This is a genomic window from Vibrio sp. SCSIO 43097 (assembly GCF_023650755.1).
Lineage (GTDB): Bacteria > Pseudomonadota > Gammaproteobacteria > Enterobacterales > Vibrionaceae > Vibrio > Vibrio alginolyticus.
Genome location: NZ_CP071840.1, coordinates 3,229,973 through 3,251,649, shown reverse-complemented (window position 1 = coordinate 3,251,649; position 21,677 = coordinate 3,229,973). Strand labels below are relative to the sequence as shown.

The 21,677-nt window shown below is 46.6% G+C and carries 19 protein-coding genes; 7 read left to right on the top strand and 12 right to left on the bottom strand.

Going from position 1 to position 21,677, the window contains the following annotated elements:
* Positions 1-41: 41 nt before the first annotated feature.
* From nudE to J4N40_RS15650, 3 genes are all read right to left on the bottom strand, one after another.
* A complete protein-coding gene (gene nudE / locus J4N40_RS15660) occupies positions 42-611 on the bottom strand; it encodes an ADP compounds hydrolase NudE (RefSeq protein ID WP_005379309.1) in 570 nt (189 codons plus the stop codon).
* 176 nt (positions 612-787) lie between these two features.
* Positions 788-1,372, bottom strand: coding sequence for a Fe-S biogenesis protein NfuA (gene nfuA / locus J4N40_RS15655; protein ID WP_250654310.1), 585 nt, complete (start codon positions 1,370-1,372; stop codon positions 788-790).
* A gap of 97 nt (positions 1,373-1,469) precedes the next feature.
* A complete protein-coding gene (locus J4N40_RS15650; protein ID WP_213972343.1) occupies positions 1,470-2,195 on the bottom strand; it encodes a ComF family protein in 726 nt (241 codons plus the stop codon).
* An 84-nt stretch (positions 2,196-2,279) separates the two neighbouring features.
* Between J4N40_RS15650 and bioH the strand changes: the two genes are divergently transcribed.
* Positions 2,280-3,047, top strand: coding sequence for a pimeloyl-ACP methyl ester esterase BioH (gene bioH / locus J4N40_RS15645; RefSeq protein WP_181881270.1), 768 nt, complete (start codon positions 2,280-2,282; stop codon positions 3,045-3,047).
* A 124-nt stretch (positions 3,048-3,171) separates the two neighbouring features.
* The gene (locus J4N40_RS15640) at positions 3,172-3,636 is read left to right on the top strand and encodes an ATP-dependent Lon protease (RefSeq protein WP_250654309.1); all 465 of its coding nucleotides are present in this window, start codon (positions 3,172-3,174) and stop codon (positions 3,634-3,636) included.
* Between the two features lie 104 nt (positions 3,637-3,740).
* On the opposite strand, the gene J4N40_RS15635 is transcribed toward J4N40_RS15640, so the two are convergent.
* Positions 3,741-6,062, bottom strand: a complete 2,322-nt coding sequence (locus J4N40_RS15635; protein ID WP_250654308.1) for a Tex family protein — start codon at positions 6,060-6,062, stop codon at positions 3,741-3,743.
* A gap of 229 nt (positions 6,063-6,291) precedes the next feature.
* Here J4N40_RS15635 and J4N40_RS15630 point away from each other — a divergent pair, with 229 nt between their 5' ends.
* The 5 genes from J4N40_RS15630 (at position 6,292) to envZ (ending at position 11,526) form a co-directional block, all read left to right on the top strand.
* Positions 6,292-8,172 (top strand): ATP-dependent zinc protease family protein, encoded by a 1,881-nt coding sequence (locus J4N40_RS15630; protein WP_139832030.1) that lies wholly within the window; start codon positions 6,292-6,294, stop codon positions 8,170-8,172.
* A gap of 117 nt (positions 8,173-8,289) precedes the next feature.
* Positions 8,290-8,781, top strand: a complete 492-nt coding sequence (gene greB, locus J4N40_RS15625; RefSeq protein WP_053307281.1) for a transcription elongation factor GreB — start codon at positions 8,290-8,292, stop codon at positions 8,779-8,781.
* 105 nt (positions 8,782-8,886) lie between these two features.
* Entirely contained in the window at positions 8,887-9,282 is a 396-nt protein-coding gene (locus J4N40_RS15620; RefSeq protein ID WP_017635004.1) for a DUF1090 domain-containing protein, read from the top strand.
* A 129-nt stretch (positions 9,283-9,411) separates the two neighbouring features.
* Positions 9,412-10,131, top strand: a complete 720-nt coding sequence (gene ompR / locus J4N40_RS15615; RefSeq protein ID WP_005379333.1) for an osmolarity response regulator transcription factor OmpR — start codon at positions 9,412-9,414, stop codon at positions 10,129-10,131.
* 102 nt (positions 10,132-10,233) lie between these two features.
* Positions 10,234-11,526 (top strand): two-component system sensor histidine kinase EnvZ, encoded by a 1,293-nt coding sequence (gene envZ, locus J4N40_RS15610; protein WP_017820700.1) that lies wholly within the window; start codon positions 10,234-10,236, stop codon positions 11,524-11,526.
* Between the two features lie 72 nt (positions 11,527-11,598).
* Here envZ and J4N40_RS15605 read toward each other — a convergent pair whose 3' ends face one another.
* The 8 genes from J4N40_RS15605 to J4N40_RS15570 all read right to left on the bottom strand — a co-directional run bounded on the left by J4N40_RS15605 (position 11,599) and on the right by J4N40_RS15570 (position 21,673).
* Positions 11,599-12,987, bottom strand: coding sequence for a uracil-xanthine permease family protein (locus J4N40_RS15605; RefSeq protein ID WP_005379335.1), 1,389 nt, complete (start codon positions 12,985-12,987; stop codon positions 11,599-11,601).
* Positions 12,988-13,220: 233 nt separating this feature from the next.
* Positions 13,221-15,302: an ATP-dependent DNA helicase RecG gene (gene recG, locus J4N40_RS15600; protein WP_250654307.1), complete on the bottom strand. Its 2,082-nt coding sequence runs from the start codon at positions 15,300-15,302 to the stop codon at positions 13,221-13,223.
* Positions 15,303-15,555: 253 nt separating this feature from the next.
* Positions 15,556-16,239: a tRNA (guanosine(18)-2'-O)-methyltransferase TrmH gene (gene trmH / locus J4N40_RS15595; protein ID WP_250654306.1), complete on the bottom strand. Its 684-nt coding sequence runs from the start codon at positions 16,237-16,239 to the stop codon at positions 15,556-15,558.
* 52 nt (positions 16,240-16,291) lie between these two features.
* Positions 16,292-18,412, bottom strand: a complete 2,121-nt coding sequence (gene spoT / locus J4N40_RS15590) for a bifunctional GTP diphosphokinase/guanosine-3',5'-bis pyrophosphate 3'-pyrophosphohydrolase (protein WP_005394948.1) — start codon at positions 18,410-18,412, stop codon at positions 16,292-16,294.
* Positions 18,413-18,451: 39 nt separating this feature from the next.
* Positions 18,452-18,724 carry a DNA-directed RNA polymerase subunit omega gene (gene rpoZ, locus J4N40_RS15585; RefSeq protein WP_005379346.1) on the bottom strand — a complete coding sequence of 91 codons (273 nt, stop codon included), beginning with the start codon at positions 18,722-18,724 and terminating at the stop codon, positions 18,452-18,454.
* 181 nt (positions 18,725-18,905) lie between these two features.
* On the bottom strand, positions 18,906-19,529 hold the full coding sequence (gene gmk, locus J4N40_RS15580; protein ID WP_005394946.1) for a guanylate kinase: 624 nt from the start codon (positions 19,527-19,529) through the stop codon (positions 18,906-18,908).
* Positions 19,530-19,814: 285 nt separating this feature from the next.
* Positions 19,815-21,029, bottom strand: coding sequence for a tetratricopeptide repeat protein (locus tag J4N40_RS15575; RefSeq protein ID WP_250654305.1), 1,215 nt, complete (start codon positions 21,027-21,029; stop codon positions 19,815-19,817).
* A gap of 11 nt (positions 21,030-21,040) precedes the next feature.
* Positions 21,041-21,673 (bottom strand): energy transducer TonB, encoded by a 633-nt coding sequence (locus tag J4N40_RS15570; protein WP_005394943.1) that lies wholly within the window; start codon positions 21,671-21,673, stop codon positions 21,041-21,043.
* Between the last annotated feature and the right edge of the window lie 4 nt (positions 21,674-21,677).

Here is a 21,677-nt window from a genome sequence, read left to right as displayed (position 1 = left end):
TGATAGTCCTTACTCACAGTGTTATTCGGTTCTAATGACCGTTATTGGTTATGCTTGTGAGTGGTGTTTGGTAAGTGTTTCAGTGCCAACATTAGCGCTGTGATGCTTCGTGCTTCACAGAAATCCATGTGAGTTAATAACTCTTCGGCTTGCGCAAGTGGCCAACGCACAATTTCCAGTGGTTCAGGCTCATCGCCTTCTTGCTTCTCTGGATAAAGCGCCTGTCCTAAAAATAGAGTCATTTTGCTCGAAAAGTAAGATGGCGCGAGGATAACTTGTTTCAACGGGGTTAACTGATTACAGCCAAAGCCGATTTCTTCTTTTAACTCACGATCCGCAGCTTGGTGTGGTGTTTCTCCTGGGTCAATCAGCCCTTTTGGGAAACCTAGCTCGTAACGTTCAGTTCCAGCGGCGTATTCACGCACCAGTAATAAATCGCCTTGTTCTGTTACAGGGACTACCATTACAGCATCTCGTCCACTTGGCTTCATACGCTCATAAGTACGATGCTCACCATTGGAAAAACGAAGGTCGAGTGCTTCCACAGCAAACAGTTTGGATTTTGCAACCGTCTGGCATGAGAGTATCTCTGGTGGGGTTCGTTTCGGCATGACGCTGGCTCCTTGGTGTCGTTGGCGTTTACGAGATGCGTAAGATTCTTAATATATGAGAACTCCGCCTGAGTTTCTAGCGGATTTTACGAGTCGAGCTAAGCATCTCAGCATCACCTCAGTATCGATACAAAAATGGGAGACCGAAGCCTCCCATTTTCTGACAGTGTTTACTCTTAGTAGTAAGAGTGATCACCACGGTCATGTTCTGTAGCATCACGAACTGCGGTTAGTTCACCAATGAACTGGTTTAGCAGCTCTTTCTCGATGCCTTCTTTTAGTGTTACGTCAACCATAGAACAGCCATTACAACCGCCACCAAATGCAACAATCGCAACACCGTCTTCAGTGATCTCAACCAAGTTTACGTGACCACCGTGGCCAGCAAGCTGTGGGTTCACTTGAGTTTGGATAACGTACTCAACGCGCTCAACCAGTGGTGCGTCGTCCGCAACTTTACGCATTTTAGCGTTAGGTGCTTTTAGCGTTAGCTGAGAGCCCATTTTATCGGTAACAAAATCGATTTCAGCGTCTTCAAGGAATGACAGGCTCAGCTCATCTACGTAAGCTGAAAAACCGCTGTAAGAGAGTTCAGTGTCGGTCGATTCTACTGCTTCTGGTGGGCAGTAAGACACGCCACACTCAGCGTTTTGTGTACCTGGGTTCACAACGAAAATACGAATGTTAGTGCCTTCAGGTTGTTGGCCTAAAAGGTTAGCGAAATGCGTTTGCGCAGTTTCTGTAATAGTAATATTTGACACGACGAATACCCGAGTAAATTTGTAGGTTACTGCTGCTATTCTACTCTTGTTGACGTATGGGTCTAGTCTTTTTGATGCTAAGGCATGGCGAAGCGATCTAGAGAGAACGAGGAGCAGGTGTTCTGCAGATGCAGTAAATATCGATGCTTTCTACGCCAACTTCAAGTAGTAAATGACATAATTGTCGGACGGTACTGCCTGTGGTGACTACATCATCGACGATGGCAACATGGGAAGAGTGAGGTTGCTTATTGAGAATAAACGCGCCTTTTAAGTTTTGTTCACGGCTTGTTTTGGTATTACCACGCTGTGATTGGGCGAGCTTTACTCGACGAAAGACCTTCGCATCAAAATTAGTCTGCAATTGCTTGGCGAGGTGTCGGGCTAAAACATCACTTTGATTAAAACCCCGGCGCAGGTAACGCTGCCAGTGCAATGGCACACTGGTAATGATTGGAGCTGGCGTGGTGATGCGCTGTGCCAGTTGCTCGGTTAATGCTTTTACATGCCAAGACTCTCCGTGATCTTTAAAGCGCTGTACTTCCCGTGAAAGGGGAAAGTCGTAATCGCCTAACGTGTATAGCCTTTGCCATGGCGGTGGCTCTGAAAGACATTCACCACAAATACTATCCGTACTCATTTCTTCTTTCTGTAATGATAAACCGCAGCGTTGACATCGTTTTACCGGAGTTAGGTATTTTAAACAGTGCTCGCACCAGCGCAGAGTATTTGTGTGGCTTGGTGTTTGAATAGGGAACTGACACAGGCCGCATTGACTGCTCAATACACGATGCATGATGTTTTGCCAGTGATGAGATAACATAGCGTTTATTCATGGTGATATTTTACTCAGCCTAACGCTTGGCTGAAGCCGTAGGGAATAAAATAAGTGGGAGAGATTGAGAGCATGAGCACGAAATTACACTGGCAGTCATTTGGTCAGGGACCAGATTTGGTGTTACTTCATGGGTGGGGCATGAATGGTGCGGTATGGCAGCAGACAGTCGAGTCTCTTCAACCTTATTTCCGAGTTCATGTGGTTGACCTTCCGGGGTACGGACATAGCGCCGAATCTCATGCTGAAGATTTAGACCATATTGCTAACTTGGTGGTGCAAGGTGCGCCAGAGAAAGCGATTTGGCTTGGTTGGTCCCTCGGAGGTTTAGTGGCGACGCATGTGGCATTAAATATGCCCGAGCGCGTGGTTAAGTTGATTACGGTTGCCAGCTCACCTAAATTTGCCGCAGAAAAACCGTGGCGTGGCATTCAACCGAATGTACTGAGTGCGTTCACCTCTCAGTTGCTAGAAGATTTCTCACTGACCATTGAGCGCTTTATGGCGTTGCAAGCGATGGGCAGCCCATCAGCGCGTAAAGACGTTAAACAGCTCAAGCAAGCGGTACTATCGCGCCCTCAGCCAAACCCTGAATCGCTGTTGGTTGGGCTAAACATCCTTGCTGATGTGGATCTGCGCGATGCGTTGACGTCTCTTTCTGTTCCAATGTTGCGTCTTTATGGCCGTTTAGATGGGTTGGTGCCAATTAAAGTAGCTAACGATTTAAGTGAACAGTTGCCTCATACCCAGCAGTTTGTTTTTAATCAGTCCTCTCATGCGCCTTTTATCACCGAACATGACGAATTTTGTGTTCAAATCCGAGAGTTTGCTCACGATTGAGCAAGTACGAGCGGAAATACCTCAAGTTGTTTAAAAAGTGGTCGATATAAAGGCTGGTGAGGTTTTATTAGCCAATAAAGCTAAGCCATATTGACGAGTTGGGCGACTCTGAGGAGGGTTCGCAATGATTGTGTCACCGACCAACGTAAGTGTGCCACTGATCGCCCCATCCGTGAATGTGCAGACGGAACAAGCAGCTCGCGACAATAAAGTCCGAGAGCCTGTAACGCCAACGGTCGCATTGGCCAAAACCAATGCAGAGCGAAAAGTAAAAGGTGACGACAAGCGCCGACGTCAGTCTTCTTGGGATCCTTCAGAGCATCCTGATTATGATATGGAAACGGAAGTCGACACGCGTTATCAAGAAGAGCCGGAAGATACACTAGAACGGCTTTTTAGTTTGCTTGCGCTCAAATCGTATAGTGAAGACCAGGGGAAAGGCTACGCGATCCGCTTTCGCTTACCAAAGCGCATTTTGGATGCTGCGATCAATGAAGGATTAATGGAAAAGCGCAGGAAGGTGATCAAGTTTCATTATGGTCATGCAGTCGCTCCCCATGCCCCGTCAGAAGTGATAGCAGTATTATGACGACTCAATATCCTACTCAAACAAAAACGCTCCAAGCAGGTTGACTGATTGGAGCGTTTTCTTTTTAGTTATGAAAGCTCGTTAGCGGTGAAGCCTAGGTAAGGTTACTTTTTCGCTTTAGCAAACGCTGCAGCAAACGCACCGCCCATCGCGCTGTTCGATGACGAATCATCACGGCGAGGCTGACGACGCTGCGGTTGGTCATTACGACGTGGCGCTGCTGATGAGCGTTGGCTGCGGTTGTCTTGACCCGGTTCGTCGTTCATACGCATCGATAGACCAATACGCTTACGCTGCACGTCAACTTCCATCACTTTCACTTTGACGATGTCGCCCGCTTTCACCACTTCACGTGGGTCAGACACGTAACGATCTGTCAGTGCAGAGATGTGTACGAGACCATCTTGGTGAACGCCAATATCAACGAAGGCACCGAAGTTGGCTACGTTTGATACCACACCTTCTAGAATCATGCCCGGTTCCAAGTCAGATACCGAGTTTACACCTTCTGCAAAGGTCGCCGTTTTGAATTCTGGACGTGGGTCACGACCCGGCTTGTCTAACTCTTTGATGATGTCTGTAATGGTTGGAACGCCGAAGTTATCGTCGGTGTAATCGACCGCATGCAGACCTTTAAGGAAGCTTGAATCACCAATCAGTGCTTTGATGTCTTTGTTGTTCTTCTCAGAAATTGCTTTGACCACCGGGTACGCTTCTGGGTGAACCGCAGACGCATCAAGTGGGTTCTTACCATCCATGATTCGTAGGAAGCCCGCACACTGCTCGAACGCCTTAGGACCTAAACGAGGTACTTTCTTCAAGGTTGTACGTGCTTCAAAGCGACCGTTTTCATCGCGGAAGTCGACAATGTTCTGCGCGATGGTGCTTGATAAGCCTGCTACGCGTGTTAATAGTGCGGCAGAAGCGGTGTTCACATCAACACCAACCGCATTTACACAGTCTTCCACAATCGCATCTAGGCGTTTTGCCAACATAGATTGGCTTACATCGTGCTGGTATTGACCCACACCAATAGATTTCGGATCAATTTTCACGAGTTCAGCCAATGGATCTTGCAAACGACGTGCAATCGACACTGCACCACGCAGTGATACGTCCATATTCGGGAACTCTTTTGCTGCAAGCTCAGACGCTGAGTAAACCGAAGCCCCCGCTTCACTTACTATGATCTTCTGAACTTTCAGGTTGCCACGTTTGATGACGTCTGCGACAAAGCTGTCGGTTTCACGTGAAGCCGTACCGTTACCAATCGCAATCAAATCCACGTTGTACTTACGCACCAAATGCTCAACGATTTGTGCTGACTTGTCGTATTGTTTTTGTGGTGGGTGAGGGTAGATGGTTTCGGTTGCAAGCACTTTACCTGTTGAGTCGACAACCGCGATTTTTGAACCTGTACGCAGACCCGGATCGAGACCAAGTGTTGCACGAGGGCCAGCCGGTGCTGCCATCAACAAGTCTTTTAGGTTAGTGGCGAATACTTCAATCGCTTCGATTTCAGCGCGCTCTTTCATTGCGCCCATTAGCTCGGTTTCCATGTGCATCGATACTTTGATGCGCCATGCCCAGCTGATCACTTGCTTACGCCAGGTATCCGCAGGTGCGCTGCTTAGCGTTACGCCATAATGGTCGGCGATAATCGTTTCGCAGTAAGACTGACGAGCGCCTTCTTCCTGTTCTGGATCAGCGTTCATCGCCAATGTCAGGAAGCCTTCGTTACGGCCACGCAACATCGCCAGTGCTCGGTGCGATGGCACTTTGCTTAGGGGCTCGTTGTGGTTGAAGTAATCTTTAAACTTCTCGCCTTCTTGCTCTTTGCCTTCAACGACTCGTGAGACCAGTTCCGCATTGCGATTTAAGTGGTTGCGAATTTTTTCCAGTAAGTTTGCGTCTTCTGCGATGCGCTCCATGATGATCGCGCGAGCGCCATCCAATGCAGCTTTGGTGTCTGCGATGCCTTTGTCTGCATCAAGGTATTTGCTTGCTTCGCTTTCTGGCTCGGTTTGTGGATTATTCCAAAGTTGATCTGCGAGTGGCTCAAGACCAGCCTCAATCGCGATCTGACCTTTCGTACGACGCTTGGGTTTGTAAGGTAGGTATAAGTCTTCAAGACGAGTTTTGCTGTCTGCCTGCGCGATCTCTTGTTCTAGCTCTGGCGTCAGTTTGCCTTGCTCTTGGATTGATTTGAGGATGGTTTGACGGCGATCATCCATTTCACGAAGGTAAGACAGACGGCTGTCCAAAGTACGCAGCTGGGTATCATCAAGGCCCCCCGTTACCTCTTTGCGGTAACGTGCAATAAAAGGGACGGTGTTGCCATCATCAATTAGGGTGACAGCGGCGTTGACTTGCTCTGGGCGAACATTCAGTTCTTGAGCAATCATGCGACAGATAGCTTGGCTCATCCGTGTTTTCTCTTTTAATTCGGTTTTGGTTGTATAGAACATTGGGGTCGTTCGAAGAATTTGCAATGTTTTAAATTAACGAGGCAAAAATTTACCGGGCGCTGGTGGACATCAGTCAGATTTATGTCAAAACTGTAATTAAATTGAGAACTTATATCCGCAGTTATCGACTAACCTAATTCCACGGTTGTTGATATCACTAAATGTACCTCGGCTTATACGGATAATCATGATGAAAAAAATGTCTTTGGCGTTAGCGCTTACGAGTGCCTTACTTGCCGCCCCGCTTAGTTGGGCGCAATCTATCTCAGGAACCACACAAGCTCCCGTTTATCAGCTCGATAACAAATTGGTACTAGGGCGTGTGGAGAGCGTCTACTACAGTGACATTCCGGAACTAAAAGCGGTGCCATTTATTGGCAAGATTGATACTGGTGCAGATACGACATCGATGCATGCGGAGAATATCCATGTCAGTAGCTCACACCCAGATTACCAAGATTTGAAAGATAACGAGTTACTTTGGGCAATTGTCGATGACTTAGGTGGGACGAAGGCAAAGTGGGACGCCGACAGCTTTAAGCAATATCAAGTAAAGGTTAGCTTTACGGTTCCTCACCCTTATACAGGGAAGGAAATACAGATTACCGATGATCTGGAAAGAGTGAGCGCGATTCGCAGTCGAACAAGCAAAAAGCCCATCCTACGCCCGACAATAAAAATGCCGATGACAATCGCTGGTCACACCGTTGATACGGAAGTGAACCTGACCAAGCGTACGCAATTCTCTTCTCCTATCTTGATTGGTAAAACTTATCTCGATGATAACGCATGGGTCTTCGCTGGTTATGATTATCTTCAAGAACAGCCAAGCGCAAAAATGATTGGCAAAAAAGAGACGGTTGAAGTCGAAGGTGTGCCATATAAGATCAGCATCTCAACTTCTAGCCGTTATACCAACGTCCATGCACTGGACATCAAGGTAGACAAAAAGCATAACGAAGTATCTTTTATGTTAGAGGGCGAGAATGGCAAGCGTCATCCAATGACATTACCCTTGGTACGAATGCTGAAAACGACCAAAAGCGAGCGCCCTTTAGTCTATTTACCCGTCAAAGTCGGCGAAAATGAAACTCAACGTTGGTTGGTGTATCTGCGTGATCGCAGTAAGTTCAGTTCGCAAATTCGCTTAGGTCGGGACGTTGCGAGTCAGCACTTTGTTATTGATACGGACAAAGAAAATCTATTGGGTGGCGTAGAAAAAACGTTCAAAAGCGCACTCAAATCAAAACCTCTTGTCGTTTCACCAGAAGAACAGGTCACCATTGATGGTTATACCGTCCCTGCTTACCCCACTTTTACTGTGAAAACGCCATTACTGCGTGTAAATGGGTTTGAAGTAACAGAAAAAGGTAAGGATGAGTCCGTCACGTTTTATTTAATGAACGATGAGGGGAAAGAAGAAAAAATCACCAAACCAGTGTTGAAAAAGCTCAAGGTTGGCAGCGCGGTTCGCCCTGTTGTCGAAGGAGACTTTCTTCTCGGTAGAAAAGACACATCAATGAAGTTTGCGCTCGATGTGCTTGATGAGGGTGACACTCAACCCTTTTTCGTGTTTGGTCATGACATAGCCAAGGGTGGTGTGTTGCTGAACACTCGCGCAGACCATCTACTAGATGCAAGGCCACTTTTCAAAGCTGGCCATATCGAAGTGGCTGAAGTTGAGGGGATGTCTTTCCCTGTGAAGTTAGACACGGGTGCAGATGTAAGCTCAATCAATGCTAAGAACATCAAGCAGTTTAAGAAAGACGGCAAAGACATGGTGAGCTTTACCTATGAGAACGATCTTGGCATGAAACAGGCGTTTACCAAGCCTGTTGTTGATGTCATGCGTATTAAAGCTAAGAAAGGCGAGAAAGCGAACGTACGCCCTGTGGTTGAAATGCATGTTAAGCTTGGCGAATTAGAGAAGAAGATCCGAGTCAACTTACAGGACCGAGGTCGCTTCCATTACAGCATGATTTTAGGTAAAAACTTCCTAAAACATGGCGCGGTTGTTTCGAGTGATACGAATTACATCGTGACGCAAAAACCGGATTACGAAAAGTAACACTCTGGCCGCCTTATCACCTTGATACCCAAAGCCTGAACAACATTGGATCTTTGGGTATATCATCTCCTTAATGCTGCCAAAGAGCAGCATTTTTTAGTTGAGATAGGAGTTAATTTGAAAACTAAGCTGATTACACGAGAAGGTTACAACAAACTCAAACAAGAGCATGATTACCTTTGGAATGAAAAGCGCCCGGAAATCACCAAGATCGTCACTTGGGCGGCGAGCCTGGGCGATCGCTCAGAAAATGCGGATTACACCTTCAATAAACGTTTACTCCGTCAGATCGACCGTCGTGTCCGCTTCCTTCGTAAATTCCTGCCAGAAGTCACGATCGTTGACTATTCTCCGCAACAAGAAGGCAAAGTCTTTTTTGGTGCATGGGTGGAAATAGAAAATGAGGCAGGAGAAGTGAAAAAGTTTCGTATTGTCGGGCCTGAAGAGATTTATGGCGATGCGAAAGACTACATCTCTATCGATTCACCTATGGCGCGAGCGATGTTGAAAAAACAAGTGGATGAAGAGTTCACGGTACGCACCCCAGAAGGTGAAAAAGAGTGGTTCATCAACTCAATTGAATATATTCAACCGGCCTCGGAAGACTGAGGCTTTATCACCGATTCAAGTCTCATGAAGTTCACTAGGAGTGACTTGGGTCTCAACGTCAGAATATTTGGTATAAAGGCATGGTGCCTTTCTCGGAGAAGTAAAATGAACAAAGCAGTCATGTGTAGTGCTGCACTAACAATAGGTTTCTCACTTTCAGTTTTTGCTCAAGATGAAGTGAAAGGCTGTGACGCTAAAGAGTTAGCGGTAGAGCAGCAGCTCGAGTATGCAAAAGCGCAAGGTAATGAGCATCGCATTAAAGGCTTGGAGCAAGCACTTTCCGCTATCCAGAATGAATGCTCGGAAGGTGAGCTGCGCCAAGAGCTGCAAGCAGAAGTGGAAGAAAAGACTAAAGAAGTTGAGGAGCGAGAGGAAGAATTAGTCGAAGCTCAGCATTCAGGGAAAGCAGACAAAATTGAGAAAAAACGTCACAAGCTGGCTGAGGCACAGCAAGAGCTGCTTGAGGCCAAACGTGAACTGGAATGGAATTATGGTCAATAGTAGGTGCTGAAAATATCTGCTAGAGAGAGAATAAAGCGCTTAAGATAAAAAGAGTAACAATTTGCTTGAGCACGTTAGGAAAAACAGTGATACATTTTCGACAATAGACGCTTCTGAAAGGATGTTTCAATGCAAGAAAATCATAAAATTTTAGTGGTTGATGACGATGCTCGTTTACGTGCTCTATTGGAGCGTTACCTTTCTGAGCAAGGTTTTCAGGTACGAAGTGTCGCCAATGGCGAACAGATGGATCGCCTACTAACGCGCGAAAACTTTCACTTAATGGTGCTAGACCTAATGTTGCCAGGTGAAGACGGTTTGTCAATTTGTCGTCGTCTACGCCACGCGAACAATATGTTGCCAATCTTAATGCTCACCGCGAAAGGTGATGAAGTGGACCGCATCGTAGGTCTTGAGGTAGGGGCGGATGATTATTTGCCAAAACCGTTTAACCCACGCGAATTATTGGCTCGCATCAAGGCCGTATTACGCCGCCAAACCGTAGAGTTGCCGGGTGCACCAAGCACGGAAGAAAAAGTGGTGGAGTTCGGGGAGTTCCGACTCAATCTAGGCACTCGCGAGATGTTCCGCGGTGACGAGGCAATGCCACTCACCTCTGGAGAGTTTGCTGTTCTAAAGGCGCTCGTGATGAATGCACGTGAGCCAATGTCACGAGACAAATTGATGAACATGGCGCGTGGCCGTGAATATTCTGCAATGGAACGTTCTATTGACGTACAAATCTCACGTTTACGTCGCATGTTAGAAGACGATCCGAGCAAGCCGCGCTACATTCAAACCGTATGGGGCCTAGGTTATGTTTTCGTCCCAGACGGCAAAGAGGTGTAATCTCTTCACTCCATAGCCAGCACTTGGCTATAGCAACTTCAGCCTTCATTACCTTCCCTTTGAAGGCTGAAATTTCGCGATTAGGACCACTAGGAACGTTCCATGCGCATCCGAAGTTCACTGACACAATCTATTCTGCTGTTCATCTCTTTGCTTCTCGCGAGCCAAGTTTTCTCTTACTACGCCGTTTTTAACTACGCGTTGATGCCGAGTTTGCAGCAGTTCAATAAAATTCTCGCCCATGAGCTCAATTTGGTGCTTGATGATGAAGGACCTTTAAAGTCTGATGCACCGTTAAGGCGTCAATTGTTAGAAAGATTAGGGGTGACGGTTCATAGTCTCGATAGCGATAAGGCGATTGAATTTCATCACGCAATGTCGATTGATTTGATGTCTGAAGAAATGAGCCAAGAGCTGGGTTCGCCCACAGAAGTGCGCTTATTGCTTGGCGATGAAAGTTACATTTTGTGGATGCACATCGAAAAGTTGCCGAACTCCATCATTCGTATTCCGTTATCTGAGCTGCAAGAAGAAGATTTTGCCCCGCTGTTTCGTAACAGCTTGATTATGGCGCTGCTGATCATTGCAGGTGGTTGGTTGTTTATTCGTTTGCAAAACCGTCCACTTTTGGCTTTAGAGAGAGCCGCGAAAGACGTCGGTCGAGGTGAGATCCCGCCCCCCTTAGCAGAGAAAGGCGCATCGGAGATTCGCTCTGTAACTCGAGCCTTTAATCAAATGTCGAAAGGTATTCAAGAGCTAGAAGAAGACCGAGCCTTATTAATGGCAGGGATTAGCCATGACTTACGAACACCTCTGACGCGTATTCGCCTAGCGACAGAAATGATGTCTCCTGAGGACAGCTATCTTGCGGAGGGGATCATTAGCGATACGGAAGAATGTAATGAGATCATCAGTCAGTTTATGGATTACCTCAAACCGGTGAACCAAGAATCGTTTGAAGCGGTTGATATCAGTACGATTGCCAGTGACGTCGCCAGTTCTGAAGGTGGTTATGAGGTTGAAATTGAAACAGATCTTAATCTTAACTTGCCGCCAGCCAAAGGAAGCGCGATTGCGATTAAGCGGGCGATCAGTAACTTAGTTGTGAATGCGCTACGCTATGGCAATGGCTGGGTCAAAATCAGCACTGGTGTGACAGCAGATAAGCAGCTAGTGTGGATTTCAGTAGAGGACAACGGACCGGGTATCGAGCATTCTCAAATCGCGAGGTTATTTGAACCCTTTACGCGTGGTGACACCGCTCGCGGTAGTGAAGGCACTGGGCTAGGGTTGGCGATTGTGAAGCGTATAATCAGCCAACATTCAGGCTCTGTGGTGATGCGTAATCGCAGTGAAGGCGGTTTAATCGCTCAAATCAGCTTTCCTACCAAGTAAGTCGATGGCCCGCACCCTTTAAAACAAAAAGCCCAACCTAATTAGGTTGGGCTTTTCTTATTCTCAATAATCTTAAGACTCTTTCACTTCCTGAGGAAGTTCATCTTCGTCTTCCAGTTTCTCTGGCAGAAGTAGATTTAAAATGATCGCTGTGATGCCACCTGCTGCAACACCAGTTGAGAAAATACTCTTAATAAATTCTGGCATAAATTGCAGGATCTCTGGTTTTTGTGCGATACCAAGTCCCATTGAGAAGGATAAGGCCATGATCAGAATTGCGCGGCGATCGAGCTCAACACGAGAGATAATACGCACACCAGCGGCAGCAATCGTACCAAACATGACAATCGTTGCGCCGCCAAGTACTGGCTCAGGAATCAGCTGAACAAAGCTAGCGACGCCAGGAAACAAGCCAAGAATCACTAACATGCCAGAAATAAAGTAACCCACGTAGCGGCTCGCGACTCCTGTTAGCATGATGATGCCGTTATTCTGGCTAAACGTTGAGTTCGGGAAGCTGTTGAAAACGGCTGCGATTGCGGAGTTTAAGCCGTCTGCTAACACACCGCCCTTAATGCGTTTCATGTACACTGGGCCTTTTACTGGCTCACCAGACACTTCAGATGTTGCGGTAATATCACCGATGGCCTCTAGTGCGGTAATAAAGAAAATCAGTACCAGCGGAATGAACAGAGACCAGTCAAACGATAAGCCATATTGCATTGGTACGGGCAGTGCTACGATCTCGGTTGCGCCTAGCTGAGAAGTATCTACCATCCCCATAAAATACGCCATGATGTAGCCCACTAGCATCGCAATCACGATTGAAGCCACACGGATGTATGGGTTTTTCGAGCGGTTTAAAATCACAATTAATCCAAGTACCGTTCCAGCCAGAGCAAGTTTGTCTAAGCTGCCGAAGGTTCCTTCATTTAATGCTGCGTAGCCACCGCCCATTGATACTAAGCCGACTTGAATCAGTGTGAGACCGATAAGAGTGACGACGATGCCTGAAACGAGCGGAGTGATGATTCGGCGGGCATGCTCCAATACGCGAGATAGGAAAATTTCTGCAAATGATGCGACTAAAATCGTACCAAAAATGGCAGCCATCATGGTGCTGATGTCTGCTCCACCGGCTTTCAGCGATAGGCCTGCACCAATAATAGGACCTAAAAAGTTAAAGCTGGTGCCTTGAACAGAGAGCAAACCAGAGCCAATTGGGCCAACGGTGCGAATTTGAATAAACGAAGACACGCCTGACGCAAATAAAGACATGCTGATGATGGTGTTCGTTTGGTCTGCTGGTACACCCAAAGACTGACAGATGATCAGTGACGGAGTGATAACCGCGACGAACATCGCCAATAAGTGCTGAAGTGCGGCAAAAATGGTTTGAGGCAAAGGTGGTCGATCATTGAGTTGATAGACCAGTTCCGAAGATCGGTTTGAAGTTGTCATTGTTTGTCTCGCTAGTCGCAATATATTCCCAGATCTCGCTGAATGGGAGAGCAGGGTGGAGTTGACGTCGTTACCTGTGATTGCTGTTAATCAGAGTCAACTCAGGTTGGTGGAGTGTGATGCAACACACTTAAAAATTTGTGCGCGATTATAGAGAGATCTACCTAAAAAGCAAACGATTGCTTTGGTTTTTAGCGTATTAAAAAACGAGCCATTTGGCTCGCTTTTAATCACTATGCTTTGGAGTAAATATCCCGCTCACCCAACCAGCGATCAATAATTGCTGTTGCGTTAGTCGGGTAATTGTCATGAATATGACGCGCAATGCGCTGAACTTCGGGAATCAGACGTTGATCTCGAACTAAGTCTGCGATTTTGAAATCAGCAAGACCAGTCTGTTTTGTACCCAAGAGTTCGCCTGGACCACGAATCTCTAAGTCTTTTTGTGCAATGACGAAACCATCGTTACTTTCACGTAGTACTCCGAGACGTTTTTGCGCGGTTTTCGACAGTGGAGAGTGGTACAGCAGCACACAATGGCTAGCAACGGAACCTCGGCCCACGCGACCTCTCAACTGGTGTAATTGTGCCAAACCAAGACGTTCAGGGTTTTCTATGATCATCAAGCTAGAGTTTGGCACATCCACGCCAACTTCAATCACTGTTGTTGCGACCAGCAAATGCAGTTTATTGTTTTTGAAATCTTGCATCACCGCTTGTTTCTCTGCCGGCTTCATTCGGCCGTGTACTAGACCAATTTTTACGTCCGGTAGCTTACGTTGAAGCTCTTCAGCGGTATCAGCCGCGGCTTGTGCTTCTAATACTTCCGACTCATCAATCAGAGTACACACCCAATATGCCTGCTTACCTTCGTTTAAACAGGCATTTCGGACACGCTCGACGATGTCGTCACGTTTTGTGTCAGGAATGGCGACGGTTTGAATCGGCGTTCGACCCGGAGGCAGTTCGTCAATCACGGAAGTTTCCAGGTCAGCGTATGCGGTCATCGCTAACGTGCGAGGAATAGGCGTTGCCGTCATGATCAACTGATGTGGGTAGGCGCCTTGTTTTGCGCCTTTTTCACGTAACTCTAATCGCTGATGGACACCGAAGCGGTGCTGTTCATCAATGATGACCAAAGCAAGGTGATGAAATTCAACGTGCTCTTGGAATAGCGCGTGAGTACCCACTACCATTTGTGCTTCACCACTGGCAATGCGAGCCAGTTCGGCTTCCTTTGCCTTACCTTTGAGTTTGCCCGCTAACCAACCGACTTGAATGTCCATTGTTTCAAACCAGTTGGCGAAGTTGATCGCGTGTTGCTCAGCCAATAGTTCGGTTGGTGCCATGAGTGCCACCTGATAGCCGTGCTCAATGGCACGAACGGCGGCCAGAGCGGCAACCAACGTCTTCCCCGATCCCACATCGCCTTGCACTAATCGCATCATTGGGTGGGGTTTTTCTAAATCGGTTTCAATCTCTTGTACTACTCGGGTTTGAGCGTTCGTAGGAGAGAAAGGCAGTTGGGCTAAAAGCTGCGTTTTTAGTTTATTGCAAGGACCGAGAGGTAACGCTGAATCCTTCTGGCCTTTGCTACGCACCGCCAGCATCGATAAGTTTTGTGCGAGCAACTCTTCCATGATCAAGCGGATTTGAGCAGGATGTTTGCCTTCGTCAAACTCATCTAAATTAATGGTTGGTGGTGGGCGATGAATGGTGTGCAGCGCTTGCGACATCGTGATTTGATGGTTATACAGCCCGGCTGGAAGTAATTCCTGCACTGCGGTTTTATCAAGCAGGGCTAAAGCTTGTTCGGTAAGGTTGCGCAATGTGATTTGGCGTAAACCATCTGTAGTGGGATAAACAGGGGTTAAGTTCTGTTCTACATCGGGCTTTTGATCGCTGACGTAAAACTTGTAGTCAGGATGAACAATTTCCAAGCCCATGCCACCGCGCTTAATTTCACCGTAAGCATGTACTAACTTACCTTGCGTGAAATTGTTCTTCATGGCTGCGGTAAAGTTGAAAAAGCGCAGCGTGATAGTGCCATTACCGTCGCTGATTTTTACCGTTAGCATTTTGCGCTTACCGAAGATGGTGTCGACTGCCATGACCTTGCCTTGCACGGCCGCCCAAAGGCCAGCATGCAGTTTGGCAATAGGGTAAATACGGGTACGATCTTCGTAGCGCAGTGGAAGATGAAACAGCAAATCTTGAACACTATGTAAGCCAACTTTGGCGAGTTTTTCTGCGACTTTCGCGCCAACCCCAGAAAGGGAGGTTAATGGGACGGCAGATAACATTTGGGCGGACATAGAGGGCTCAAGAAAATGGTTAACATAGCAGTATGTTAACCATGGAGCTGTGTTTTTGTACAGGAAAAAATAGTCATGCTTTAGTTAGTGTCATGATTTGACTGATAACCTATCATTCCGAGGAGCTTTAGCGACATCAGGAGTCTATTTCCAACAAGTATGTCGTTGAAGTTAACACTACCAGCATCTGTATACTCGAGAATTAGATCTTGAATCACGCTCCTTCGTCGTTGTTCAGGATGACGAAAGTCTGTTACTTGCTTTGCATCTCTTGCCACCACGCGTTATCGGCAATGATTTGACCTTCGTCATCGAGTGGCGGGTAAGCGAGTCCTTTTCGTTTCGCGACTTTTGCCAGCACTGGGTGGCCACGTTCAAAGAGAATACGGTTGATTGTCTCTTTAGGCAGAGCGCTTTCTTCTCGATCGTACATGCCTGAGGCTTCACGTTGACGTTGCGCTTCATACAAAATTACGGCACTGGCAACCGATACGTTTAGTGATTGCACCATGCCCACCATCGGGATAACAATGTCTTGATCGGCAAGTTGTTTGGCTTGCTCTGAAGCGCCAACTTTTTCACTGCCTAAAATGATTGCCGTTGGTTTGGTGTAGTCGATTTCGCGAAAATCGACGGCGGTGTCTGAAAGATTGGTCACCAAAACCTGCATACCTTGCGCTTTGAGCTCGGTAATCGCAGTTTCAATTGAATCGTGAGTATCAACTTCAACCCAGTTACGCGCGCCAGCTGAGGTATGGCTCAGCGTACGCATTTTGTCAGGCCAAATGGCATGAACTTTGTGTAAGCCTGTCGCGTCAGCGGTGCGGATCACGGCAGAAACGTTGTTTGGCTTATGCACTTCTTCGAGACAAAGTGTCAGATCAGTTTGGCGAGTTTTTAGGACTTGGTGAATGCGGTTGTAACGTTCTAGGTTCATATTTATTGAGGTATAAAAAATCGCCACCTAACAGAGTAGGTGGCGATAGAGGTTAGTTCTTTCTGCGTCTGACTCGGGTTGCTTGAGGCATTGCCTTAATCTTACGCATGATGCCAGCAAGGTGGACGCGATCTTTCGTCGTCAACAGCACAGTCACAGTGTACAAACGACCATCACGCTCTTCCGTTGAAAGACCATGAATGTTTGACCCTGTTTTCGAGATCACGTTGGTCAGTTCTGCAAGAGCACCTTGGTTGTTAAGCATGTCGACTTTAAGTTCAGCAATGAACTCTTTATCGTAGTCGTCAGACCAAGCGACAGCCATATAACGGTCTGGCTCTTTCTGATAACCGCGAACGTTTGGACATGTTTCTCGGTGAACAACCAAACCACGACCAGGCGATACGTGAGCAATAATGTGATCATCTGGGATAGGATGACAACAATTTGCAAACGTCAGCAATAAGCCTTCTGCGCCACGAATCGGAAGCTTCTTCTTCGAGTCCGTTGGGATTGAGCTTGTTGTCGTGAGTTCTTCGGTGTCACCAAGGAGACGACGTGCGATCACAATGCTCATCAACTCACCCAATCCAATAGCAGCCAATAAATCATCGATGCTTTCTAGGCGAAGATCATTCAAGACTTCTTGGATATTTTCTGGATAAATTGAATCAATCGAGTGGCGGCCAAGTGCGTGATTAAGTAGGCGACGACCTAAAGTAATCGACTCTTCACGACGCATCGTTTTCAGTACTTGACGAATCTTAGTGCGGGCACGAGAAGTCACGACATAGTTTAGCCATGCCGCATTCGGACGCGCACCAGGGGCACTGATAATTTCCACCGTCTGACCGTTTTTCAATGCCTTACTCAATGGGTAAGGGTTACGATCAACACGAGCACCAACACAAGAGTTGCCTACATCGGTATGTACGGCATAGGCAAAGTCGACAGCCGTTGCGCCTAAAGGTAATTCAACGATACGACCTTTTGGTGTGAAGACGTAAATCTCATCTGGGAAAAGATCGGATTTTACGTTTTCAATGAATTCGAATGAGTTACCCGCGCTTTGTTGTAGCTCTAACAGGCTTTGCATCCAACGCTGAGCTTTCACTTGCGCAGTGGTGCCAGACTTGTCGCCTTTGTCTTTATAAGACCAGTGCGCCGCGACACCTTTGTCCGCCATTTGATCCATATCTTCAGTACGGATCTGAACTTCAACAGGTACGCCGTGTGGGCCAACCATGGAAGTGTGTAGCGATTGATAGCCGTTCGCCTTTGGTACCGCGATGTAATCTTTCATGCGACCAGGACGTGGCTTATACAAGCTGTGTACTTGGCCTAAAACGCGATAACAAGTATCAGCGGTATCAACAACGACTCGGAAGGCATAGATATCCATGATGGTGTGAAAGCGCTGTTCTTTGGTTTTCATCTTGTTGTAGATAGAGAACAGGTTTTTCTCACGACCAACGACGCGAGCATTCAAGCCGAAATCTTGCAGACGGCCTTCTATTTCGCTGTGAATACGTTGGATCATCTCTTTACGATTGCCGCGTGCCGCTTTTACCACTTCTTTTAGTACGCGGTAGCGGTTGGGATATAGCGCTTCAAAGCCCAGCTCTTCGAGTTCGGTTTTGATATTGTGAATACCAAGACGATGAGCGAGTGGCGCGTAAATCTCTAACGTTTCACGAGCAATACGACGTTTTTTATCTGGTCGAAGCGCGCCAAGCGTACGCATGTTGTGCGTGCGGTCAGCCAGTTTGATCAGAATGACGCGGATATCTTGCACCATGGCCAGAACCATCTTACGAAAGTTCTCAGCCTGAGCCTCTTTCCTATCGCGGAATTTGAGTTTGTCCAGTTTAGATACACCATCAACCAATTCTGCGACAGTGTTGCCGAATTTCTCTTCGAGATCTTCTTTAGTTACATCACAGTCTTCAATGACGTCATGCAGCAAAGCAGCTTGGAGGGTTTCGATATCAAGGCGCATTTCGGCCAAGATACGAGCCACAGCGACAGGGTGGATGATGTATGGTTCACCGCTAGAGCGGGTTTGCCCTTCATGGGCATCTCTCGCTACCACATAAGATTGACGCAGAGCCTCAATCTGAGGCTCTGTTAGGTATTCTTGGGCAACGTCTTTGAGGCTATCGAATAGATACAAATTATAGGCCCGGGAGGTTGTTGAATTCTAAAGTCAGAATTAACGGTTGTGAGCGATGCTGCTTACTGCCGCTAGCTCTGCCGCTTCTTGCTCTTGCTGTTCTTGACGTTCACGAGCGTCTAGAACTTCTTTAGTAATTAAACCTTCTTCGATTTCGCGTAGAGCGATAACCGTTGGCTTATCGTTCTCTTCTGGCACTAGTGCATCTTTACCGCCAGTTTGCATTTGACGAGCGCGGCGAGCCGCAATCAGTACTAGGTCGAAACGGTTGCCAACTTTTTCAACAGCGTCTTGAACAGTTACGCGTGCCATGAGGACTCCAAATAGTTAACTAAAATTTTAGAATGACGAGAAAGTATACAACCTAACTACTTTATTTACTAGCAATTAGACAAGCCACCGTTTGTGGACTTTCTCAGGTAGTTTATTGTGTTTTTCGCACTGAGCAAAAAACGAGAAATTCTTTATGTTTTACAGCGTGACTTTTTTGAAGTTACTCTGCTAACAACGCGTCAAGCATACCTTTATATTTAGCAGCTTGCTTTTCTTCCTTCAATCTCTCTGCACGCAAGATGGCTTTAAAGTCCATCAAAGCGGTATCAAAATCGTCGTTTACGATCACGTAGTCGTATTCGCTGTAATGAGAGATTTCTGACTTGGCTTCAGCCATACGTTTTGCGATCACTTCATCGCTATCTTGACCACGAGTGTTCAAGCGACGCTCTAGCTCACCGTTTGATGGTGGCAGGATGAAGATGCTTTTGGCTTCAGGCATTTGCTCACGGATTTGGCGTGCGCCTTGCCAGTCGATATCTAGAAAAACGTCGATACCTTTATTTAGCGTTTCTTCAATCCACACACGAGAGGTGCCGTAATAATTACCAAACACTTCAGCGTATTCTAGGAAATCACCTTTAGCGATCAGGGCTTCAAACTCATCTTTCGCTACAAAATGGTAGTGGACACCATTTTCTTCACCAGGTCGCATGTTACGCGTGGTATGAGACACAGACACTTTCATTGCGTAGGTTGGATTGCGTTCCAACATCGCTGAGATCAAGCTAGATTTACCTGCGCCGCTAGGTGCAGATACGATATAGAGAGTACCTTTGCCCATTGTACTGTTCCACTTTTGATTGGATTGATTGAGTGCCGAAGGAAAGTCCGACATTCTTTTAACGATAGCACTGGCAATGATAAATCAACCACCAAAGGGATGGATATTGGTGATAATCCCGCCAGAAAAATGGAGGCGAAGAGTATCATGATCTCTATTTTGTTACCAGTTGATCTTTTCGTCTTACTTAAATGTTGAAAAGAGCTCGCGTGCGCACAAACAAACGAAAAAAGGGGAAGCTTTCACTTCCCCAGGCGTGCGACTGACTCACACTTAATCTTCAAATTATCCTTGGGATTCTAGGAAATTTATCCAAGGTCTTGCGACCGCCTTCATATCAGGAGATTGAGCAGCACTCTTCATTGCCTTAAGAGCGTTGGTTGGCTGATTTAATTCAAAATATGCCATTCCACGAATGTAAGACAGCTCCGCCTTTTGATCGTGCTTTGCGTCTGGAGCACTGTTTTGAGCAAACTTCGTCGCTTCTGTATATTGCTTATCTAAAATCATTAAACGAGCAATTTTTATTTGAGTTTTTGCTGCAGGAGCAAGATTATAAGCCTGCTGGTAAACATCAATAGCGTGACCTAACTCCTGTGCTTGCTGCCAAAACGAACCTAACTTTTCCAGATTTGTAGCATTTCGTTCTACATGCCCTTCATCGATCAAGTTTTGAAGTGTTTTCGCTGCTCTAAAAGGCACCCCTTGATAAGCTTGGAAATTAACTAGGCGTAAGTATTCTTTTTCACCATCAAGAAGTCCCATTTTATAGGCCATCTCTAAAGTTGAAAGGGCATTGCGCTCTTGCTTTAATTCCATGTAGATGCCAGACAACTGGGTCCAGTAACGCTTATTTTGCGGATACTTAGTCGTTAAAATTTTTAGCACGCTAGCGACACTTTTGAATTGCTTTAATTCATAGTGAGCAGACATCAACAGTTGATACCAAGATTCACTAGGATTCTTCGTCATTGCAATTGCCTTTTTGGTTGGCGGAATTGCGTTGCGGTAATCTTCTAGTTGAATGTAAGCACTTGCTAATGTGATGTAAGCATGTGCTTGAGGTTTTTCCTCTGTTGTTTCAGCAATCTTGAACCACTCGTTCATTGTATTAACGGATTGCTTAAATTTGCCTTCTGCTAGATAAAGCTGTGCAAGGCTGTAACGAACCTGTTGAGCTACGGGTACTGGTAAAGCATCTAACTTGAGTGCTTCAGCAAAGTATTTCGCTGCTTTTAGGTAGTCGTCCTTTAAAGAATACAGAAAGCCCATCTGTTGCAGTAACACAGCGCGGTCGTATTTCTTTTTCTTGGTACTTCCCAAGGCAGAGTTCAGCTTAGAGATAGCATCCGAGTATTTTTCAGTTGCAATCAGTTCCTGAACTTTGTTCACGGTTCGGAATGTTCTGTCAGACAACTCAGGAGTATTGGCAAAAGCAGGCGCGCCATACGCGCCTGAGATAAACACCAGAGAAGCCAACAACTTAGTATATGCTTTCATATTGCGACTCCTTAGTTCGTAGAGAACTCGATTTCCTGAGAAAGACGAGAGCTAACCGCTTGGCCATCAACCATTTTTGGTTTGAAAGTCCACTTTGATACAGTTTTCTTCGCCGCTTTACCCAAGCCCAACTTACGTGGAGATTCTTTTAAGACTTTGACGTCTTGTACGCCACCACGTTCGTTAACCGTAAACTCTACGAGTACGATACCTTTTTCTAATCCCGATCTCGCTGCTTTACGAGGCATTTGAGGCTGGAATGTCGCAAGAGGAACTGGGCCTCCGCTACCTGCCAACTTAGCACCACCACCTTGGGTGTAGTGTCCAAGCACTGAACCACCGGTTACGTTAACTGGAAGATCAAGTTTTGGCATGTCCATTGGGATTTGATCCATCACCGGTTTTACCGTTGCCGTTACCTTCATTTCTGGCGGTGGTGGCGGACGCTTCGGTGGTGGCGGTTTCGGAAGTTCGCGTTTTTTCTCCTGTATTTTTTCGTCCGGTTTAATGCGAATAAACTCGACCATACGTAGGTCATCATTCGACACTAACTCGTGGCGCTCTTTGTTTACTAGCTTGTCCATCCCCCAGAACAACCCGAGGGAGACAATGAGCGCCAGTGCAATTGAGGCCAGATACCGCATAAGC

Excerpts from the sequence above, each read along its gene's own strand:
- nudE (WP_005379309.1), bottom strand. The coding sequence starts at position 611 with ATGCCGAAACGAACCCCACCAGAGATACTCTCATGCCAGACGGTTGCA.
- J4N40_RS15650 (WP_213972343.1), bottom strand. The coding sequence starts at position 2,195 with ATGTTATCTCATCACTGGCAAAACATCATGCATCGTGTATTGAGCAGT.
- bioH (WP_181881270.1), top strand. The coding sequence starts at position 2,280 with ATGAGCACGAAATTACACTGGCAGTCATTTGGTCAGGGACCAGATTTG.
- J4N40_RS15640 (WP_250654309.1), top strand. The coding sequence starts at position 3,172 with ATGATTGTGTCACCGACCAACGTAAGTGTGCCACTGATCGCCCCATCC.
- J4N40_RS15635 (WP_250654308.1), bottom strand. The coding sequence starts at position 6,062 with ATGAGCCAAGCTATCTGTCGCATGATTGCTCAAGAACTGAATGTTCGC.
- J4N40_RS15630 (WP_139832030.1), top strand. The coding sequence starts at position 6,292 with ATGATGAAAAAAATGTCTTTGGCGTTAGCGCTTACGAGTGCCTTACTT.
- J4N40_RS15620 (WP_017635004.1), top strand. The coding sequence starts at position 8,887 with ATGAACAAAGCAGTCATGTGTAGTGCTGCACTAACAATAGGTTTCTCA.
- ompR (WP_005379333.1), top strand. The coding sequence starts at position 9,412 with ATGCAAGAAAATCATAAAATTTTAGTGGTTGATGACGATGCTCGTTTA.
- envZ (WP_017820700.1), top strand. The coding sequence starts at position 10,234 with ATGCGCATCCGAAGTTCACTGACACAATCTATTCTGCTGTTCATCTCT.
- J4N40_RS15605 (WP_005379335.1), bottom strand. The coding sequence starts at position 12,987 with ATGACAACTTCAAACCGATCTTCGGAACTGGTCTATCAACTCAATGAT.
- recG (WP_250654307.1), bottom strand. The coding sequence starts at position 15,302 with ATGTCCGCCCAAATGTTATCTGCCGTCCCATTAACCTCCCTTTCTGGG.
- trmH (WP_250654306.1), bottom strand. The coding sequence starts at position 16,239 with ATGAACCTAGAACGTTACAACCGCATTCACCAAGTCCTAAAAACTCGC.
- rpoZ (WP_005379346.1), bottom strand. The coding sequence starts at position 18,724 with ATGGCACGCGTAACTGTTCAAGACGCTGTTGAAAAAGTTGGCAACCGT.
- gmk (WP_005394946.1), bottom strand. The coding sequence starts at position 19,529 with ATGGGCAAAGGTACTCTCTATATCGTATCTGCACCTAGCGGCGCAGGT.
- J4N40_RS15575 (WP_250654305.1), bottom strand. The coding sequence starts at position 21,029 with ATGAAAGCATATACTAAGTTGTTGGCTTCTCTGGTGTTTATCTCAGGC.
- J4N40_RS15570 (WP_005394943.1), bottom strand. The coding sequence starts at position 21,673 with ATGCGGTATCTGGCCTCAATTGCACTGGCGCTCATTGTCTCCCTCGGG.